This window comes from Sediminibacterium roseum (genome assembly GCF_009939005.1).
Lineage (GTDB): Bacteria > Bacteroidota > Bacteroidia > Chitinophagales > Chitinophagaceae > Sediminibacterium > Sediminibacterium roseum.
In genome coordinates this window covers 1,797,626-1,816,838 of the sequence record NZ_JAACJS010000015.1, presented here as the reverse complement: position 1 = coordinate 1,816,838, position 19,213 = coordinate 1,797,626, and the positions used below count along the sequence as shown (strand labels likewise).

The following is a 19,213-nucleotide window of genomic DNA, read 5'->3' as shown; positions in this document are numbered from 1 at the left end:
ACTCATGGTAAGAGCAGCGTTAAAAAGGCCAATCACTGTATTGGTGCTTTTTACTGGGTTGTTGATGTTCTCGGTCATGGCCATCCGAACAATACCAATAGATATATTTCCAAAGTTGAACCTGCCTACGATATACGTGATCGAATCCTACGGCGGCATGTCGCCCCAGCAGATGGAAGGTTTTTTTGCCACGCGTTTACAGGACCAGTTCCTGTATGTAAATGGTATTAAGAACATGGAAAGTAAAAACATACAGGGGTTGACCCTCATCAAACTTAGTTTTTACGAGAGCACCGATATGGCGGAAGCTGCGGCGCAGGTGGCTCTACAGGTAAACAGGGCCGCCAAATTTTTTCCCGCAGGTGCGCTGCCTCCACAGGTGTTGCGTTTTGATGCATCATCCTTGCCGGTGGGGCAGCTTGTTTTCAGCAGCCCGACAAAATCGCTCAAAGAGATCTATGACCTGGCGGTAACCCGTGTGCGGTCGATGTTCTCAACGGTACCGGGCTTATCGGCGCCGCCGCCGTTCGGGGCCAATTCAAGATCGATAGTGATCAGCGTAGATCCTGAGAAATTACGCAGGTTCAATATTTCACCAGACCAGGTTGTCGAATCCATTACGAGGAACAATACCATCACACCATCCGGTAATATCCGGATCGATAGCCTGATGTATGTAACGACGCTCAACTCGCTGGAAGAAAAAGTACAGCATTTCGAAGACATACCCGTTACTACAAATGGTGCTGCTTCTGTTTTTATTCATGATGTAGCTACTGTTGCGGACGCTTCAGACATTACGGTAGATTACGCATTGATCAACGGCAAACGCTCGGTTTATATCCCCGTGGTAAAAACAGCGGATGCATCCACCTGGGATGTTGTTCAGCAACTAAAGGGAAAGATCCCCGAAATGAAAAGCCTGCTACCGGAGGATGTGAACGTGAGTTATGAATTTGACCAATCGGTTTTTGTGATCAATGCGGTTAAAAGCCTGATGACAGAAGGAATACTGGGTGCCATTCTTACCGGGCTCATGGTATTGCTTTTTTTGAAGGACTGGAGAAGCAGCCTGGTGGTAGTGATCACCATTCCTGTTGCGGTGATCAGCACCATGCTGTTTCTTAACCTGTGCGGACAAACCATCAATATCATGACCTTGAGCGGACTTGCCCTGGCGATAGGTGTTTTGGTAGACCAGGCCACGGTTACGATAGAGAACATTCATCAGCACCTTGAAATGGGTAAACCAAAACGGCTCGCCATCAGGGATGCCTGTGAAGAGATCTCTTTTCCTTTGCTGCTGATCCTGCTTTGTATCCTGGCCGTATTCGCGCCATCTTTTGTTATGACGGGTGTACCCAAAGCCATGTTCCTTCCTTTGTCGTTGTCGATCGGCTTTGCCATGATCATTTCATTCATCGCTGCCCAAACCCTGGTGCCGGTTATTTCCAACTGGCTGCTTAAGGAGGGTATGTTTCAAAAGTATCATCACCCCACTGACCAGGCACACGCTGGTTTATCGCTCGATGAAGGGGAGATTGCCGAAGTGGTAGACCATGAGAAACAGGATAGAATTCATCCGGAAGAAAATGGGTTCTTCTCGCGCATCAAGGTGAAATTGGGACACCAGCTCCATCATTGGATGCCAAAGCGGCGGTGGATCGTACCACTTTACCTTGTGCTTTCCCTGGTTGCGGCAGGTATTTGTTATGTGGTGATTGGGAAGGACCTGTTACCCAAAACAAACAATGGCCAGCTGCAGCTACGCATCAAAGAGCCAGACGGTACAAGGCTGGAGCATACGGAACGCGCCGTAAAAGGAATTCTCGGTGTGATAGATTCTACCGTTGGCGGGAATGTGTCTGTGAGCTCGGCCTATGTAGGATTGATCCCGAGCAGTTATGGTTCCAGCAACCTTTACATTTTCAACAGCGGTACACATGAGGCCATCCTGCAAATCAACCTGGCGGAGGATTATCATGCAAACCTCGACGAGTTAAAAGACAAGCTGCGCGCCAGTATCAAAGCGGCATATCCTTCCGTAGATATTTCTTTTGAACCGATAGAGCTCACAGAAAAGATCATGGCGCAGGGAGCGGCCACCCCAGTAGAGGTCCGCGTTGCAGGCAAAAATTTTGATGATATAAAGAAGTATGCTGAACGCCTTGTTGATTCCCTCAAACAGATCAGCTACCTGCGTGATGTGCAGATCGCACAGCCCCTGCATTTTCCTACGGTCAGAATCACTATCGACAGGTTTCGTCTTGCGCAAATGGGTCTGAATCTTCCGGAGGTTGCGAGAAGTATAACCGACGCAACTTCATCGAGCCGCTTCACAGAAAAGGTTCAATGGCTTGATACAAAAGTGGCCTATACTTACCAGGTGCAGGTTCAGGTTCCGGAGTATTTGATGAACTCCCTTGAGCAATTGCAATCTATTCCGCTGGTGAAAGGAAAAGCAAGACCTGTGCTTTCCGATATAGCCCAATTAGTGATCGATACTTTGCCCGGGGAATACGACAGGGCCGGGCCACGAAGATTTTTAACCGTAAGCGCAAACGTTTTTAAAAAAGACCTTGGTACGGCAACAGGAGCGGTTCAAAGAACAATTGCTTTGCTGGGTGAACCCCCGCGCGGGCTTGTTCCTGAAATAAAAGGGATGTCCTCGCTGCTAACAGAAACCCTCGATTCTTTACAGACGGGCTTGCTGGTTGCGATCATCGTTATTCTTTTGTTGCTTACGGCAAACTATCAATCCTTTGGCGTTGCGCTCGCCGTATTGTCAACCATCCCTGCCGTGTTATTGGGTGCGATGATCCTGTTGCTGGCAACAGGCGCTACGCTTAACCTCCAGTCTTATATGGGTATCATTATGAGCACGGGCGTATCGGTGGCCAATGCGATCCTGATTGTTACCAACGCTGAAGCATTGCGTCTTTCCTACAGGGATCCATTCAAAGCCGCAACGGTTGCCGCCGGTATACGTTTGCGGCCGATCCTGATGACGAGCCTGGCCATGATCGCCGGTATGATACCGATGGCCAGTGGACTTGGCGAAGCAGGTGATCAATCTGCACCGCTGGGGCGGGCTGTAATTGGCGGGCTGATCGCTTCCACATTCGCGGCGCTCTACATAGTGCCCCTGGTATACGGCTGGGTGCGGCAACGTTCCGGTTTTCAATCCGTTTCGCTCTTACCTGAATCTGTCAATTCCTAAAATAAATCCCATGAAATATTGTTTTGTAATTTTTGTTTTTCTTGTGACCCTATCTTCCTGCTCAGATAAAAAAGAAAAAAAAGCAGAGAAGGCAGCTCCTGTGGCGCCTGGCTACCAAACTGCGACGGTTGAGAGCGGTGGGGTATCTACTGTTGTGAAACTGCCTGCACAGCTGGCTGCTTTCCAGGAAGTGAGCATTTTTCCCAAGGTGAACGGTTATGTAAAAACGGTCGGTGTAGATGTGGGATCAAAAGTCTCACGGGGAATGGTGCTGATGATCCTAGAAGCGCCGGAACTGGAACAATCCGTTCTCCAGGCAAAGGAAAAATATGCGCGTACCCGCACCGATTACACCATCAGCAAGGACCGCTATATGCGTTTGCTGGAAGCCTCTCAAACACCCGGTGCCATTTCTCCCATGGAACTTTCCAATGCGCGCTCAAAGGTGGAAGCCGACAGTATGATCAGTAATGCAGAGAAGGCGAACTGGCAAATGCAGCAAACCATGACCGGCTACCTGCGGGTTTCGGCACCCTTCAGCGGAACAATAACGGAAAGGAACGTGCATCCAGGTGCATTGGTAAGTTCTGCATCGAAAGATAAACCGATGCTTGAATTAAAGCAGACCGACCATCTCCGTTTGCAGGTAGACGTACCCGAAGCCATTGCCGCCAACCTCAAAAACAAAGACACCGTTTCTTTTTACGTAAGTGCGCTTCAGGGCAAAAGGCTTACAGGTTTTATCAGCAGGCGGTCCATGAACATCAATGCACAGTACAGGAGCGAAAGGATGGAGATCGATGTGCCAAATACAAAATTGGGTCTGTCGCCAGGAATGTATGCAGATGTTTTTCTCTACTCCAAAGGAAATGTACAGGCGCTTTGGGTGCCGCGGTCTGCGGTGGTTACTTCTACTGAACGAAAATATGTTTTAACCCTCGACAATGGAAAACCCAAAAAAGTTGACGTAACCACAGGTAACCAGGCGGCAGATAAAGTTGAGATCTATGGAAATCTTGCGCCCGGCGATAAAGTGATTATCAATGCAACCGATGAAATGAATTGATTCATGAAGAAATCTCATGTTGTAGTATTATTTGCAACAGCCCTGCTATTCCTGGCAGGGCTAATTTCTTAAAAAACAAAAGGCCATAATATGAAAAACCTTGTAGTTCTTCTCTTATTGCTGGCCAATATGGCGCAGGGGCAAACCATACGGAAGCGTCCTGAAAACGGCGTGTACCTAACGGCAAAAGACTTTGAAGCGGGCATAGTGAGCCATGGGTTTACAAGTTCGGATGATGAGAAGTTGCTCGACAACAAACGCGGGTATATCGTGATCAAACAACGTGATAGCACCACGCGGTTTTATTTCGACCAGTTGTGGGGATACAGAAAAGAAGGGGTTGACTGGCGCCTCTATAATGAAGAGGGTTACCGAGTGGAAAGCACAAATAAGATCTGTCTGTACAGCGTACCGGTCTGCGTTGCCTGTTTAACAACACAGCCGCTCTATTTTAGCGTTGACGCGGTTTCGCCATTGCACCCGCTTTCCAGGAAGAACCTGTTGGATGTTTACCATTCCAATAAGGCATTTGTTGAAAAAATAAAACACCTTCCGTGGACAAGCTCGATTATGAAAAAGGATAAGGCAACACACAAGTTCCGCTTCATCGGTTGGTTATAGCATTTTGCAAGCCTCTCACGGGAAAGCAACCTGTGAAAACTACTTCGGACGGGCCGAAGCAAACAGGCGTTTCAACGCCCGGTTTTTAAAGGCAGCCGGAAGAGCAATCTTCCGGCATTTTTTTGATCCGTTCGTTTATGATGACGTCAACTTTTATTTCCTGGCTTCCCTGATGTCCGGCCAATACATCCAATGATCATCCAGGTTGGCCGCACCGTTGTTTGCATAAAATTTCCGTGCTTCTTCATTCCCGGGGTCCACGCAGATCTTGTAAGAATTGTTTTTTATAAACCATTCAGACAGCTCATTCCATAATGTAGAAGCGATGCCCTTCCTTCGATAATCCGAACGAACATCAAGCCACTGCAGTTCTCCGTCGCAATTGAAACGTTCGGTCAGGTGTCCTGCGATCCATCCAATGACCTCGGATTGGTGAGAAGCAATCAAAATTGTTCTTTCCGGTTTTGCTTTCTGCGGGTGAATAAGGCCGTTGTGATAGCCCGTTATTCTCTCCTTCCAATGTTCTTCATTGCCAGAGTTTACTGCGCGCAATTTGGCAATCGCTGCCACCTCACGTTCGGTTGCTTCTGTGTATAAGATATCGGGCATAATATTCTATGAAGTGGTCAATGCTGTGCACACCAAAGGATGAACTTTTTAATGGGGCAGGGATGACCTGTACCGGCCATATACCCACGTGCCGGCAACAGCACTGAGCAGTGAAACCAGTATCACGGTTGCACCTGTCCCGATCTGGGCAAATAGCGGGCCGGGACAGGCACCGGTAAGCGCCCAGCCAAATCCAAAGATCAATCCGCCGTAAACCTGTCCGCGGCTGAACTCTTTTTTAGGAATTTCAATGGGTTCGCCATAGATGGTTTTGATCCTGTATCTTTTTATCAGGCCAACACTGATCATCCCAACCAAAACTGCCGAACCAATCACCCCGAACATGTGAAAACTTTGCAACCTGAACATTTCCTGGATACGGAACCACGATATCACCTCCGCCTTTACCAAAATAATTCCGAAAATAATGCCGGCCAGCAGGTATTTTCCGTTGTACCACCAGGGGTGTGACAGCTCGCTTTCGTTTACACAAATGGTATCGAGGGAGCGGACCTCGAAGTCGGTATTCTTTGTGAGAAACTGGTGATGTTTTTTTTCGGCTTTGTTTTTTCCTGTTGTCATAGATCAAATCAGTTTTAGAATAAAAGGCAGGACCAGGTTTGCCATGATAAAACCGCCGGCCATAAAGCTTACGGTAGCTAAAAGCGAGGGCCATTGAAGGCTGCTGAGACCCATGATGGCATGACCACTTGTACAACCACCTGCATACCGTGTTCCGAAACCTACCATAAAGCCGCCGATCACCATCATAATAAATCCCCTCGGCGTTAGAAGGCTTTTCCAGTTAAATAAGTCAGCCGGCACCAAACCATGGAAGTTGCTGATGCCATATTTTTCGAGTTCACCGGCAAGCCTCGCATCCACATGTACTTCAGCGGGATCGTTGAGAAATTGCATTGCGACAAAACCGCCCAGTAAAATGCCGGCAACAAAAACCAGGTTCCAGGTTTCCTTTTTCCAGTTGTACTTGAAAAAAGGAATTTTTGCAGGTATACAGGCAGCACATACATGGCGCAGTGAGGATGAGATTCCAAAAGACTTATTTCCTATCAATAATAAAGCCGGAACCATTAACCCGATCAGCGGGCCGGCCACGTACCAGGGCCATGGCGATGATAAAATAGACAAAAGCATAGCAGGACCAGATTTTAATTTGTTGCTAAGGTTGATGGGCAAACGTACTCAGAAATAGGGAAGAGTCCGCTTTCTTTTATCGATTTGAACCCGCCTTGAATATCGATCAGGTTGTTAAAGCCAAAGATCATGGCAGGACCGGTGAAAGCCGGGCATAACAGAACGGGTTGCCCCAAGAACAACACCCTTCAAAATGTTTGCAACCAACAATTGAGAAGGCTTTACAGAAGAGTTATACCTTTGCCTGTAAACCTCAGATGGGAACCATACTTATTATAGACGACGAAGGAAAACTGCGGGGGCTGCTCAGCAGGGTTATCTCATTGGAGGGTTTTTCCGTGTTGCAGGCCGGCACGATCAAGGCCGGGAAAAAGATCCTGGAAAGCGAAGCGGTAGATGTATTGCTGTGTGATGTTAAACTCCCCGATGGCAGCGGTGTTGATGTGGTGAAGCCCTTTAAACAAAAATTTCCTTTTCTTGAGATCATCCTGCTAACCGCCTATGGCAATATCCCCGACGGTGTGCAGGCAATGAAGGATGGCGCTTTCGATTATATTACGAAGGGCGATGACAATGGAAAGATCATTCCTTTACTGGGCCGGGCCATGGAAAAAATAAACCTGCAGAAGAGGATTCATACGCTCGAACAGAAAGTAAGCAAACAATATGGGTTCAACAGCATCATTGGCGAGTCGAAAGAAATAAAGGAAGCCATCACACTGGCACGCAAGGCCGCGCCCACCGATGCCACTATTTTATTGCTGGGCGAAACCGGCACCGGGAAAGAGGTTTTTGCGCAGGCCATACACAACGAGAGCGCACGCGCAGCGAAGCCTTTCCAGGCGCTTAATTGCAGCGCCTTGAGTAAAGAATTGCTGGAAAGCGAGCTTTTCGGCTACAAGGCTGGTGCGTTTACCGGTGCAAACCAAAACAAAACGGGCCTGCTCGAAGAAGCCAATAAGGGAACACTTTTCCTGGACGAGGTGGGTGATATGCCGGCCGACCTGCAGGCAAAGCTGTTGCGCGTTTTAGAAAATCATTCTTTTATCAAGGTGGGTGATACCTCAGCTACTTCGGTGGATGTACGGATCATTGCAGCCACCAACCGCGACCTCTCGCAGGATGTAAAGGATGGCAAATTCAGGGAAGACCTTTACTACCGGCTGAATATATTCACGATCCATCTTCCGCCACTGCGCAACAGGAAAGAAGACATTCCCTTGCTTGCACAATATTACCTCGATGTATTCTCTGCCAAAACCAACCTTCGTGTGCATAGTATGAGCGATGACTTTCTTTTGCATCTACAGCAACATGCATGGAAAGGCAACATCCGCGAACTTAAAAACGTAATCGAACGAGCCGTTATCCTGTGCGATGGCACAGAACTTACATCCGCCAATCTTCCCGCCGATGTTCAGAATGCAGACGGGGAAGCCGAAAGCTCCTTCAACCTTTCGGTGGTGGAAAAACTCCATATCAAAAAAACATTGAACCACACCAACGGCAATAAATCAGAAGCCGCACGACTCCTCGGCATCGGCACCGCCACATTGTACCGCAAGATCGATGAATACAAGATCGGTTGATCAACCGGTTATTGTTGCACTCTCTCAATATGATAATAAACCCTCTCAAAATGAGAGGGTTTTAACAGGCGAGGTAAACGCCGGTTTATTTATTCTCCCGCTCAAACGCAATGATACCAAGGATTTTGGCTCTCTGGCCCTCCCGTGCCGTTAACGCAGGCATGCCGTTGGCACAAGGAAAGGATCATCAAAAAATACTTTATGTCAACATTTGTTTTGATCCTTGCCGGTCTTGCCGGTTTTGCACTTTTTTATAAGGCGATCGACTTTTTTGAAAAAATCTAAACCAGCCATTGTATGATCATCCTATTTGTTATTGCAGTCCTGGTTTTCTGTTACATCTCTTATGTACTGGTAAAGCCGGAGAAATTTTAAACCTGATCTTAATCCTGAATTATGAACGCAGAAATTTTTGGGGTCATCGCCATGTTTTTACTGATGATCGTTCTCGCAATCCCGCTCGGACGTTACATCGGAAAAGTCTTTAATGGAGAAAAAACCTGGCCCGATGCAATTTTAAACCCGCTCGACAAATTATTTTTTAAACTGGCAGGCGTACGGCCCTCCCAGGAAATGAACTGGAAGCAACACCTCATCGCCTTGCTTACCATCAACCTGGTCTGGTTCCTGTTTTCCATGTTTGTATTGATGAATATGGGATGGTTGCCGCTGAATCCTGATGGTAACCCATCCATGAGTGCGGATCTTGCCTTCAATACTTCCATCAGTTTTATATCGAATACAAACCTCCAGCATTACTCCGGCGAATCCGGTGTTTCTTACATGGGGCAACTGGTGCTTATGCTGTTCCAGTTTATCAGCGCCGGTGCGGGCATGGCTGCCTGTGCCGCTGTATTCAGGGCCATGAAAGAAAAACAAACCGATGGGTTGGGAAATTTTTACAACTACTTTATTAAAAGCTGTACCAGGATATTGCTGCCCATATCCATTGTTGTTGCCGTGATCCTTGTGTTCAACGGAACGCCGATGACCTTTAAAGGAAAGGACCAGTTTATTTCCATGCAAGGGGATACGGTAAATGTTTCGCGTGGCCCCTCTGCAGCGATGGTGGCAATCAAACAGGTAGGAACCAACGGGGGTGGATTTTTTGGTGTCAACTCCGCGCACCCTTTGGAAAACCCCAATTATTTTACCAACATCGTAGAGAATGTGTGCATTGTTCTCATTCCCATTGCCATGTTGTTTGCGCTTGGTTATATACTTAAGAGAAAGCGGCTGGCATGGATGATTTTGGCTGTTATGACGGCTGGTTTCCTGTTGCTGCTTGTTCCATCCATCATCCAGGAAATGAAGGGCAACCCTGCCGTAAGCAAGTTGGGCATCAGCCAGCAACTGGGTAGTATGGAGGGAAAAGAAGTGAGGTTCGGTTCTGCGGCATCTGCTTTCTGGGGCATTACCACCACCTGCACCTCCAACGGTTCGGTCAATGCGATGCACGATAGTTTTACGCCACTCACCGGCATGTTCGCTATGCTCGGCATGATGATCAATTCATTTTATGGAGGTGTTGGTGTGGGCTTTCTGAACTTCTACATTTTTATCATCATCGCAGTATTCATCAGTGGGTTGATGGTGGGACGTACACCTGAATTCTTAGGTAAGAAGATCGAAGCAAAAGAAATGAAGATCGCCGCGATCATTGCGCTGCTCCATCCTTTTGTTATCCTGGTTGGTACTGCCCTCAGCAGTTACCTCTATGCCCATGATCCTGCAAGATTTGCCGGTTGGCTCAACAATCCGGGCAACCACGGTTTCAGCGAAATGTTGTACGAATACACATCTTCATCGGCAAACAATGGAAGCGGTTTTGAAGGCCTTGGCGACAACACTCCGTGGTGGAACATCAGCTGTGGTATTGTAATGTTGCTCTCGAGGTTCCTGCCCATCATTGGTCCGCTGGCCATTGCGGGTATCCTTGCAAAAAAGAAATATGTACCCGAAAGCGCAGGCACCTTGAAAACCGATACCGGCACATTTGGCATCATGGTTTTCGCGGTCATCTTTATCGTAGCCGCGCTCTCCTTTTTCCCTGCATTGACACTCGGGCCGATCGCTGAATTTTTTGGAATGAAATAAACTCAAATCGTATGTCAGTTAAATCAAATAAACTTTTCAAAACCGACCTGGTGAAAGAAGCGCTTAAGCAGTCTTTCGTCAAACTGAACCCAAAAACCATGTTTCGCAACCCTGTAATGTTTACAGTGGAGATCGGAACAGCGGTGATGATCGGGGTGTGCATCTGGATCATCACCGGCGAAAACAACCAGGGCGGCCTCGCTTACAACCTTGTTGTATCCGCGGTATTGTTACTCACCTTACTGTTTGCCAACTTCGCAGAGGCGATAGCAGAGGCGAGGGGCAAGGCACAGGCAGATTCGCTTCGTAAAACACGGGAAGAAACACCGGCCAAACTGGTACAGCCATTTGGTGAGATCTTTCTGAACGAAGTTAAAACCGTTCCCTCCTCAAGGTTGAAAAAAGGAGATGTGTTCCTGTGTGAGGCCGGCGACACGATACCAATGGATGGGGAGATCATTGAAGGTATTGCGATCATAGATGAAAGCGCCATCACGGGCGAATCTGCACCGGTGATCAGGGAAGCGGGCGGTGATAAAAGTTCTGTAACGGGCGGTACCAAAGTGTTATCAGACCAGGTCAAGGTCAGGGTAACGACCGAACCCGGCGAAAGCTTTCTTGATAAAATGATCGCGCTGGTCGAAGGCGCATCAAGGCAAAAAACACCCAACGAAATTGCATTGACGATTCTGCTGGCCGGGTTCACGCTTATTTTTGTGATCGTATGTGTTACGCTGAAACCATTCGGTGATTATGCAAACACCCCGATAACGATCGCGGCGTTTATTTCCCTGTTCGTGTGTTTGATACCAACAACCATTGGCGGGCTGCTGAGTGCAATTGGCATTGCAGGAATGGACCGCGCCCTTCGCGCAAACGTCATCACCAAAAGTGGTAAAGCCGTAGAGACAGCCGGCGACCTCGATACCCTTTTGCTGGATAAAACAGGAACCATTACCATCGGTAACAGGAAGGCAACGCATTTTTACCAGGCAAACGGGGTAGATAGAACGCATTTCATAAAATGCGCGGTGTTGAGCTCGATGGCAGACGAAACCCCGGAAGGCAAATCCATTGTTGAGCTTTCGGATGTGAACCCGGTTGGCCTCATCCTGAAAGACCCGGTCTTTATAAAATTTACGGCAGAGACCAGGAGTTCAGGCGTGGACTTTGAGAATACCAGGATCCGCAAAGGCGCTTTTGATTCCATCAAGGCACTGGTTGAAAAAGCGGGCAACAGCTTTCCTCCGGAAACGGTTGCAACGGTAAAAGAGATCTCATCCAATGGAGGAACGCCGCTGGTGGTTACAGAAAACGAAATCGTGCTGGGTGTTATCGAGTTGCAGGACATCATCAAACCCGGTATCCATGAACGTTTTGAACGCCTGCGGAAAATGGGTGTTAAAACGGTGATGGTAACCGGCGACAACCCGCTCACCGCAAAATTCATTGCAGAAAAAGCGGGCGTAGATGATTTTATTGCCGAAGCAAGGCCGGAAGATAAAATGAATTACATCAAACGCGAGCAACAGGGCGGCAAGCTGGTTGCCATGATGGGCGATGGCACAAACGATGCCCCTGCACTTGCACAGGCAGACGTGGGCGTAGCGATGAACAGCGGCACACAGGCTGCAAAGGAAGCGGGCAATATGGTTGATCTCGACAACGATCCCACCAAACTCATCGAGATCGTGGAGATAGGAAAACAGTTGCTCATGACAAGAGGAACGTTAACCACTTTCTCCATAGCAAACGATGTGGCAAAGTATTTCGCGATCGTACCTGCGCTGTTTATCGCTTCCATACCGGCGCTGCAGAGCCTGAACATCATGCGGCTGCACAGCCCCGAGAGCGCCATACTTTCCGCTGTGATATTTAACGCGATCATCATACCGCTGCTTATCCCGTTGGCATTGCGTGGTGTTGCTTATAAACCCATCGGCGCAAGTGCACTGCTCAGGCGAAACCTGCTGATCTATGGGTTGGGAGGGGTGGTCATTCCTTTTATCGGTATTAAATTAATCGACATGGTTGTATCCAACTGGTTCTAACCAAGAAAAAAACAAACAAAATGAAACAATATCTTTTTCCCGCAATAAAACTTACCCTGGCCTGCATTGTTGTTTTTTGCGGATTATACACGCTGCTGATATTAGGCATTGCACAAGCGGCGCCTGCCAGGGGCGAGGGACAAACCGTAACAGCAAACGGAAAAAAAGCAGGATACCAGCTGGAGGGCCAATCATTCACAGCCGACCGGTATTTTAATGGCAGGCCATCGGCGGCGGGGTACAATGCAGCCGGGTCATCGGGAAGTAACAAAGGGCCATCAAACCCGGATTACCTGAAAACGGTGAGCGACCGGATAGACAGCTTTTTGGTACATAACCCGGCGATCAAAAAGAGTGATATCCCTTCAGACCTGGTTACAGCGAGCGGCAGTGGACTTGACCCGGATATTTCTTTGCAGGGAGCACTGGTACAGGTAGAAAGGATCGCCAAAGAAAGAAACATGGCAAAACAAAAACTCATCGATCTGATCGGTAACACAAAAGAAAGATCGGTCATGAATGGAATTGAAAAAGTAAATGTGTTACAACTCAATATTGCTTTAGATAAACTCAAATGAATCAACAGATGAAAACAATCATTTTAATTGGACTCCTGGCCATTCCGTTCGCGTCGCTGCTTGCGCAGGACCAGGTAAACAAAAGCCCGCTTACTGTATCGGGTTATGCGGAAGTATATTATCAATATGATTTCAACAATCCTGCAGGTAACACAAGGCCTTCTTTTGTGTACAGTTTCAACCGAAACAACGAAGTGTCACTCAACCTTGGCTTTGTAAAAGCTGCGTACAGCAAAGAGAATGTAAGGGCGAATGTTGCATTGGCCGCAGGCTCTTATATGAATGCGAATTATGCAGCCGAAGGCGGGGTCTTAAAAAATATTTACGAAGCAAATATTGGCGTAAAGCTTTCGCGGAAAGCCAATCTATGGCTGGATGCCGGCGTATTCCCATCGCACATAGGCTTTGAGAGCGCCATTGGTAAAGATTGCTGGAACGTTACACGAAGCATGTTGGCAGACAATTCGCCCTATTTTGAAACGGGCGTGAAGCTTAGCTATACCTCGAAAAATGAACACTGGTTTTTAAGTGCACTTATACTCAACGGATGGCAGAGAATAGAAAGGGTGTACGGCAATACCACACCTGCTTTTGGATCGCAGGTTACTTACAAACCAAACGGAAGTATTACTTTGAACGCCAGCAGTTTTATTGGCAGCGACAAGCCCGACAGCGTTCGCCAGGTGCGCTATTTTCACAACTTCTACGGTATATTTCAATTGAGTAAAAGTTGGGCGGCAACCATTGGGTTTGATATGGGTGCAGAACAAAAAGCAAAAGGTTCATCCGCTACAAACACATGGTACAGTCCTGTATTGATCGTTAAATATGCAGCAGGTAGCAGGTCCACGCTGGCCGCGCGGGCAGAATATTATCAAGACAAAAACGGGGTGATCATTGCTTCGGGTACGCCAAACGGCTTCCAGACCTGGGGTTTTAGTGCGAACTTCGATTATGCAGTTGCGGAAAACGCAACATGGCGTATAGAGGCCAGAACATTGCACAGCAAAGATCAAATCTTTGAAAAAAGAAACAATGGTTTAACAGCTGGCAATGCCAGTCTTACTACCACACTTGCGATAAGTTTTTAAACATGGAAAACAAACCGGCTGACGAGTGGTTGGAAACACCTGACCGGGAAAAAAAGGGCAGGCTGAAAATTTACATCGGTATGAGCGCTGGTGTGGGTAAGACCTACCGCATGCTGCAGGAAGCACGGCGGTTGATGGATGCGGGTGTAAATGTCAAGATCGGTTATGTTGAAACCCATAACCGCAAAGAAACCCATGCGTTACTCGACGGCCTCCCACTGGTTCCCCGAAGGGAAGTTTTCTACAAGGGTAAAAGGCTCGAAGAACTGGATGTGCAACGCATCCTCCTGTTGCAACCTTCTGTTGTGATCGTGGATGAACTGGCGCATACCAATATCCCGGGCAGCAAGAATGAAAAAAGATGGCAGGATGTGCTCGATATTGTTGATGCAGGTATCGACGTGATCACCGCTGTTAACATCCAGCATATTGAAAGCATCAACCAGGAAGTAAAGAAGATCACGGGTGTAGAGGTGCAGGAAAGAGTGCCTGATAAAATCTTGCAATTGTCGAACGAAGTGGTTAACATAGACCTTACCGCCGACGAACTGATCACCCGTTTGAAAGAAGGGAAGATCTACGACTCCACAAAAGTGCAGCAGGCGTTGCAGAATTTTTTTCTTCCCGAAAAGATCCTCCAGTTGCGCGAACTGGCTTTGAAGGAAGTGGCCGGGCAGGTAGAACGAAAAGTGGACCATGAAGTAACCCGGGACAAATTGTTGCGGCACGAAAAATTTCTCGCCTGTATTTCGAGCAATGCAGAAACATCGCAGCACATCATACGAAAAACAGCGCGGCTTGCGAGTTATTACAACAGCAACTGGTATGTTTTATATGTTCAGACGCCAAAAGAAAGCCTGGACAGGATTCCCCTTGCAGCCCAACGGCATTTAAGTAATAACTTTAAGGCGGCAACCGAGGCAGGGGCGGAGGTGATACAGGTGAAGCATACCAATATCGCGGAAGCCATCATGCAAACCTGTATAGAGAAAGAGATCACAACGGTTTGCATCGGCAAGCCACATCTCAGTCTTTTCCAGGTGATCCTGAGCACAAGTGTGTTCAATAGATTGCTGAAGGAGTTAAGTGTTAATGACATCGATTTGATCATACTATCGTAGCGGTAATGAAACTGAAAACAAAAATTACGCTTGGGGTGATGTTTCTCTTTACGTTGCTGCTGCTGGTGGGCGGCACCGGTTTCTTTTACCTGAACCGATCCACTTCGGAACAGCGCGATATACTAAAGGAAAATTATGAAACACTCGACTATACCAAAGGTATGCTCGAAGCGATGGACAACCGCGATACCGACCCGGAAGGAAAGAAAGCAATGTTTGAACAAAACATGCGCGGGCAGGAATCCAATATTACCGAACCCGGTGAAGAATATGTAACACGTAAACTACGGCGCGACTTCAACGCGCTGCAGGATCATCCCGGATCATTGGAACATGAAAAGGCTGTGCGCAACGACATCAGTGCGATCATGCAGATCAACCTGTTGGCGATATCCGAAAAGAACAAGATGCTCAATCACAGTTCGGACAGCGCAAAATTCATCATAACCCTTTTGCTGACCTTGTGTGCGATCGTGGGCCTTGTGTTTGTATACAATTTCCCCGGGTACATTGCCAACCCCATCGTTACATTAACCGAAGGTATCAAAGCGATCGCCGGTAAGAAATACTCCGAACGGATACACCTGAACAGGAAAGACGAGTTTGGCGAAATGGCCGCGGCCTTTAACAACATGGCAGAAGAGCTGGATAAATTTGAACACAGCAATCTCGCCCGGATTTTGTTCGAAAAACAAAGGGCGGAGGCGGTCATCAATTCTTTGCAGGATGCCAGTATTGGCATAGGTAAAAATGGAACGATCCTTTTTGCAAACCCGCAGGCGCTCCAATTGCTGAATCTTCCCGAAACAGCCGTGATCGGGAAAAAAGAAAAACTGTTGCGGGAACAGAATGACCTGTTCAGGTTTTTGATGACCGAAGAAAGCGACCAGCCTTTTAAAATTGTAGTAGATACAAAGGAACAGTTCTTCACAAAAGAAACCATCCCCATCAATAACAGTGAAGGCACCATCGGGCAAATGACTGTTTTGAAAAACATCACGCCCTACAAAGAGCTGGATGTGGCCAAAACCAATTTCATGGCCACGGTATCTCACGAACTGAAAACACCACTTGCAGCGTCTGATTTTAGTTTGAAACTGCTGGAAGACGAACGCGTGGGCCCCTTGAACACCGAGCAGAAAGAACTGGTGCAAAACCTGAAAGCCGACAATCAAAGGCTGCTGAAAATTTTGAGTGAGTTGTTGGATTTATCCCAGGTAGAAAGCGGGAAAATACAACTGCATATCAAAGAGATCGATGCTTCTGTGCCCGTTAAGAGGGCGGTGGAAGCGGTTACCGCTGCGGCACAGCAGAAACAGGTTTTGATAGACACGCTGCTTGCGCACCAACCCCTGCTTTGCAAAGCGGATGAAGAAAAAGTAGCCTGGGTGCTGACCAATCTACTGACCAATGCAATTAAATATTCTCCTGCAGGCAGTACCGTTACCGTTCAGGTTTCAAGGGAAACGGACACCATGGTGATAAGTGTAACCGACAGGGGCAAAGGAATCGGGCATGAGCACCTGGCCAGGATCTTCGACCGGTTTTACCAGGTGCCGGGCACCGAAAAAACGGGAACGGGCCTGGGGCTTTCAATCAGCAAAGAATTTATTGAAGCCATGGGTGGTAAGGCTTGGGTAGAAAGTGAATTGGGGCAAGGGAGCCGTTTTTATTTTAGCCTGCCATTGGCATGACCACTTTCAAGATCGCAAACCCCGCACCGATACAATATTTGTTTCTGAAGTGAGAATAGTGGATGGGCTGCTCACGCTGTGTATTCCATTTCAATTAATTCAGGTTCAACCCCACACCAAGCCCTATCCAGGGTTTTCCCTGGTAGATCCAGAAGCGGTGATTTTTGTCGATCAGATGATCCACACCGTATGTGAGGCCGAAGGTAAATTTGTCTACGGCCAGAATTGCTGCCAGGCCGGAAGGGTTCACCAATCCGTCGTATTCAATGCTGAGGGCGCCTTGCGAGGGGTCGATCCTTGAGGCACCCAACCCTGTAAATACACCAAAACTGAAACCGTAATGCGTAACGGATCTTCGATAAGCACCAAAGGGCGTTTCATTGTAGTTGATCTTATAAAGGTCGGTCCGGTATCCGAGAAACAAGGCGCCGTTCAGGATCGAGGTATTTAACTGGTTGGGAAATCCGGAAATCGCGGGCCGGTATTTAAATAGTATCGACAGGATGTCAATATCGAACGTACCCTGTTTGAGAAAGTAATCCTGGGGTTTGACTGCCCGGACCACCCCGGGAAAAGCAATGAATAAAGATCCCGTGGAGTCAGTTGCATTGAAGTGCGGACTTTGCTTGCGGTATACTTTTATAGAATCTTCATCGGGAAATAAATATACGGGCACCGCATCACCTCCTTTTCTTTTAGCGGTGTAGTATCCTTCTGTAAGACCAAACTTGGACGATTTCTTAATGCTCTGGCACGAAAAAATACCGACCATAATCAAAGGCACAACAAGGCGTGGGTAAATCTTATTCATGCAGATCAATTTTTTTACAATACGAAGGTATACCCCACCCCAATAACGGGACGGTTTTTGTTGCGGATTTGTTTAGCTTTCCATCAGTTAATTCAATTGATGTGCCTGTTCAGAAATGCAGCATTGCCGGGCGAATGTGTTGCCCCATGTGTTGCGAATGGCCAATACGTGATATTGAATTGCTAACCACCGCTAAAAAAGCAGCCTAAACATGGCAAAAATCATAACACTTACGCTCAACCCCGCCCTCGATAAAAGCATTACCGTACAGGCCCTGGTTCCCGAAAAAAAGTTGAAAGCAAGCAATGTAAAGACAGAACCCGGTGGTGGTGGCATTAACGTATCCCGGGCATTGCATAAGCTGGGACAGGAAGCCGAAGCATTCTACCTCGCCGGCGGCTATACCGGCAAGGAACTCTCGAAACTTTTGGATGAAGAGCATGTTACCAGCCGCCCGGTTGAGATCAAAGGAAACACGCGTGAGAATTTCATTGTGCTCGACACCACCTCAACCAAACAATACCGTTTCGGTATGGATGGCCCAAACGTTGAACCGCTGGAGTGGCAGGAGCTGCTTAACAAAATCGGTGATGAAAAAAATGTTGATTATATAGTGGCCAGCGGAAGTTTGGCCCCCGGTGTTCCGCCGGCGTTCTATACAAAACTCGCCGCACTGGCGCGCGAAAAAAAAATTAAATTGGTCGTAGATACTTCCGGGCCGGCACTACAGGCAGTTGTTCAGGAAGGTGTGTTCATGCTTAAGCCCAACCTCGGGGAACTGGCCTCCTTAACCGGCAGTAAAGAAGATCTGAATCTTGAAGATGCGGTCAGCGCCTGTAAAAAACTGATTGAAAACCATGGCTGTGAAATGATCGTGGTTTCTATGGGTGCCGATGGAGCGGTACTCGTTACAGGCAATGGACATCATCACATCAAACCACCAAAAGTGGAAGTGCTGAGCACGGTAGGCGCCGGCGATAGTATGGTGGCTGGATTGCTGTACGCACTTGTTAACGGCTATTCCGAAAAAAACATGCTTGCCTATGGCGTTGCTGCAGGCACTGCGGCTACGCTGCATCCGGGCACGGAGTTGTGTAGTAAGGCGGATACGGAGCGGTTGTATAGCGTGATAGGGCAAGGGGGATGAATCAACCTGTAAAAAGCATCATCTTTTAAACTTATTCGGTATATTTGAAACACTGAAAAAGGCAACCGCGATATCATTTTTGCTCGTTTTCCTGTTTGCGAATACGGAACTGAAGCAGCTATTAAAGCTGCCTGTACTGATCCATCATTACATAGAACATCATAAGGATGATGCAGGTAAATCCCTGCTGGCTTTCCTGCATGAACATTATGCCGAAGAGCACACGCCATCCACATCTTCCCAGCATCATGCCAATGATCACCAGAACCTTCCTTTCAAATCTCATCACACGGGCATTTCACAGATACCTGTTTTTTGTTCCCTATCAACAGGGTTTGATTGCACCTTAGAGTCCATTTTACC

The 19,213-nt window shown here is 47.7% G+C and carries 17 protein-coding genes; 12 read left to right on the top strand and 5 right to left on the bottom strand.

Features of this window, described 5'->3' with window-relative positions:
• Nucleotides 1-4 precede the first annotated feature (4 nt).
• The 3 genes from GWC95_RS19080 (at nucleotide 5) to GWC95_RS19070 (ending at nucleotide 4,907) form a co-directional block, all read left to right on the top strand.
• Complete coding sequence (locus GWC95_RS19080; protein WP_161820300.1) at nucleotides 5-3,220, top strand: efflux RND transporter permease subunit; 3,216 nt, start codon at nucleotides 5-7, stop codon at nucleotides 3,218-3,220.
• Between the two features lie 10 nt (nucleotides 3,221-3,230).
• Nucleotides 3,231-4,286 (top strand): efflux RND transporter periplasmic adaptor subunit, encoded by a 1,056-nt coding sequence (locus GWC95_RS19075; protein ID WP_161820299.1) that lies wholly within the window; start codon nucleotides 3,231-3,233, stop codon nucleotides 4,284-4,286.
• Between the two features lie 90 nt (nucleotides 4,287-4,376).
• Nucleotides 4,377-4,907 (top strand): hypothetical protein, encoded by a 531-nt coding sequence (locus tag GWC95_RS19070; protein WP_161820298.1) that lies wholly within the window; start codon nucleotides 4,377-4,379, stop codon nucleotides 4,905-4,907.
• A gap of 153 nt (nucleotides 4,908-5,060) precedes the next feature.
• Here the strand turns inward: GWC95_RS19070 and GWC95_RS19065 are convergent, their stop codons facing one another.
• The 3 genes from GWC95_RS19065 to GWC95_RS19055 are packed head-to-tail and all read right to left on the bottom strand — an operon-like array spanning nucleotide 5,061 to nucleotide 6,671.
• Nucleotides 5,061-5,516: a GNAT family N-acetyltransferase gene (locus tag GWC95_RS19065; RefSeq protein WP_161820297.1), complete on the bottom strand. Its 456-nt coding sequence runs from the start codon at nucleotides 5,514-5,516 to the stop codon at nucleotides 5,061-5,063.
• Between the two features lie 48 nt (nucleotides 5,517-5,564).
• Complete coding sequence (locus tag GWC95_RS19060) at nucleotides 5,565-6,098, bottom strand: DUF6691 family protein (RefSeq protein WP_161820296.1); 534 nt, start codon at nucleotides 6,096-6,098, stop codon at nucleotides 5,565-5,567.
• Between the two features lie 3 nt (nucleotides 6,099-6,101).
• Nucleotides 6,102-6,671: a YeeE/YedE family protein gene (locus GWC95_RS19055; RefSeq protein WP_161820295.1), complete on the bottom strand. Its 570-nt coding sequence runs from the start codon at nucleotides 6,669-6,671 to the stop codon at nucleotides 6,102-6,104.
• Nucleotides 6,672-6,928: 257 nt separating this feature from the next.
• On the opposite strand from GWC95_RS19055, the gene GWC95_RS19050 reads away from it, so the two are divergent.
• The 8 genes from GWC95_RS19050 to GWC95_RS19015 all read left to right on the top strand — a co-directional run bounded on the left by GWC95_RS19050 (nucleotide 6,929) and on the right by GWC95_RS19015 (nucleotide 16,892).
• A complete protein-coding gene (locus GWC95_RS19050; RefSeq protein ID WP_161820294.1) occupies nucleotides 6,929-8,260 on the top strand; it encodes a sigma-54-dependent transcriptional regulator in 1,332 nt (443 codons plus the stop codon).
• A 297-nt stretch (nucleotides 8,261-8,557) separates the two neighbouring features.
• Nucleotides 8,558-8,635 (top strand): potassium-transporting ATPase subunit F, encoded by a 78-nt coding sequence (locus tag GWC95_RS20095; protein ID WP_161820460.1) that lies wholly within the window; start codon nucleotides 8,558-8,560, stop codon nucleotides 8,633-8,635.
• Between the two features lie 21 nt (nucleotides 8,636-8,656).
• On the top strand, nucleotides 8,657-10,357 hold the full coding sequence (kdpA, locus tag GWC95_RS19040; protein ID WP_161820293.1) for a potassium-transporting ATPase subunit KdpA: 1,701 nt from the start codon (nucleotides 8,657-8,659) through the stop codon (nucleotides 10,355-10,357).
• Between the two features lie 11 nt (nucleotides 10,358-10,368).
• Nucleotides 10,369-12,408, top strand: coding sequence for a potassium-transporting ATPase subunit KdpB (gene kdpB / locus GWC95_RS19035; RefSeq protein WP_161820292.1), 2,040 nt, complete (start codon nucleotides 10,369-10,371; stop codon nucleotides 12,406-12,408).
• A 20-nt stretch (nucleotides 12,409-12,428) separates the two neighbouring features.
• Nucleotides 12,429-12,986: a potassium-transporting ATPase subunit C gene (locus GWC95_RS19030; protein ID WP_161820291.1), complete on the top strand. Its 558-nt coding sequence runs from the start codon at nucleotides 12,429-12,431 to the stop codon at nucleotides 12,984-12,986.
• Between the two features lie 8 nt (nucleotides 12,987-12,994).
• A complete protein-coding gene (locus tag GWC95_RS19025; RefSeq protein WP_161820290.1) occupies nucleotides 12,995-14,077 on the top strand; it encodes a porin in 1,083 nt (360 codons plus the stop codon).
• 2 nt (nucleotides 14,078-14,079) lie between these two features.
• Nucleotides 14,080-15,198 (top strand): universal stress protein, encoded by a 1,119-nt coding sequence (locus GWC95_RS19020; protein ID WP_161820289.1) that lies wholly within the window; start codon nucleotides 14,080-14,082, stop codon nucleotides 15,196-15,198.
• Nucleotides 15,199-15,203: 5 nt separating this feature from the next.
• Nucleotides 15,204-16,892, top strand: coding sequence for a HAMP domain-containing sensor histidine kinase (locus GWC95_RS19015; RefSeq protein ID WP_161820288.1), 1,689 nt, complete (start codon nucleotides 15,204-15,206; stop codon nucleotides 16,890-16,892).
• 94 nt (nucleotides 16,893-16,986) lie between these two features.
• Here GWC95_RS19015 and GWC95_RS19010 read toward each other — a convergent pair whose 3' ends face one another.
• Nucleotides 16,987-17,703 carry a hypothetical protein gene (locus GWC95_RS19010; protein ID WP_161820287.1) on the bottom strand — a complete coding sequence of 239 codons (717 nt, stop codon included), beginning with the start codon at nucleotides 17,701-17,703 and terminating at the stop codon, nucleotides 16,987-16,989.
• Nucleotides 17,704-17,914: 211 nt separating this feature from the next.
• Here GWC95_RS19010 and GWC95_RS19005 point away from each other — a divergent pair, with 211 nt between their 5' ends.
• Nucleotides 17,915-18,850: a 1-phosphofructokinase family hexose kinase gene (locus GWC95_RS19005; protein WP_161820286.1), complete on the top strand. Its 936-nt coding sequence runs from the start codon at nucleotides 17,915-17,917 to the stop codon at nucleotides 18,848-18,850.
• Nucleotides 18,851-18,971: 121 nt separating this feature from the next.
• On the opposite strand, the gene GWC95_RS19000 is transcribed toward GWC95_RS19005, so the two are convergent.
• Complete coding sequence (locus GWC95_RS19000; protein ID WP_161820285.1) at nucleotides 18,972-19,136, bottom strand: hypothetical protein; 165 nt, start codon at nucleotides 19,134-19,136, stop codon at nucleotides 18,972-18,974.
• Between the last annotated feature and the right edge of the window lie 77 nt (nucleotides 19,137-19,213).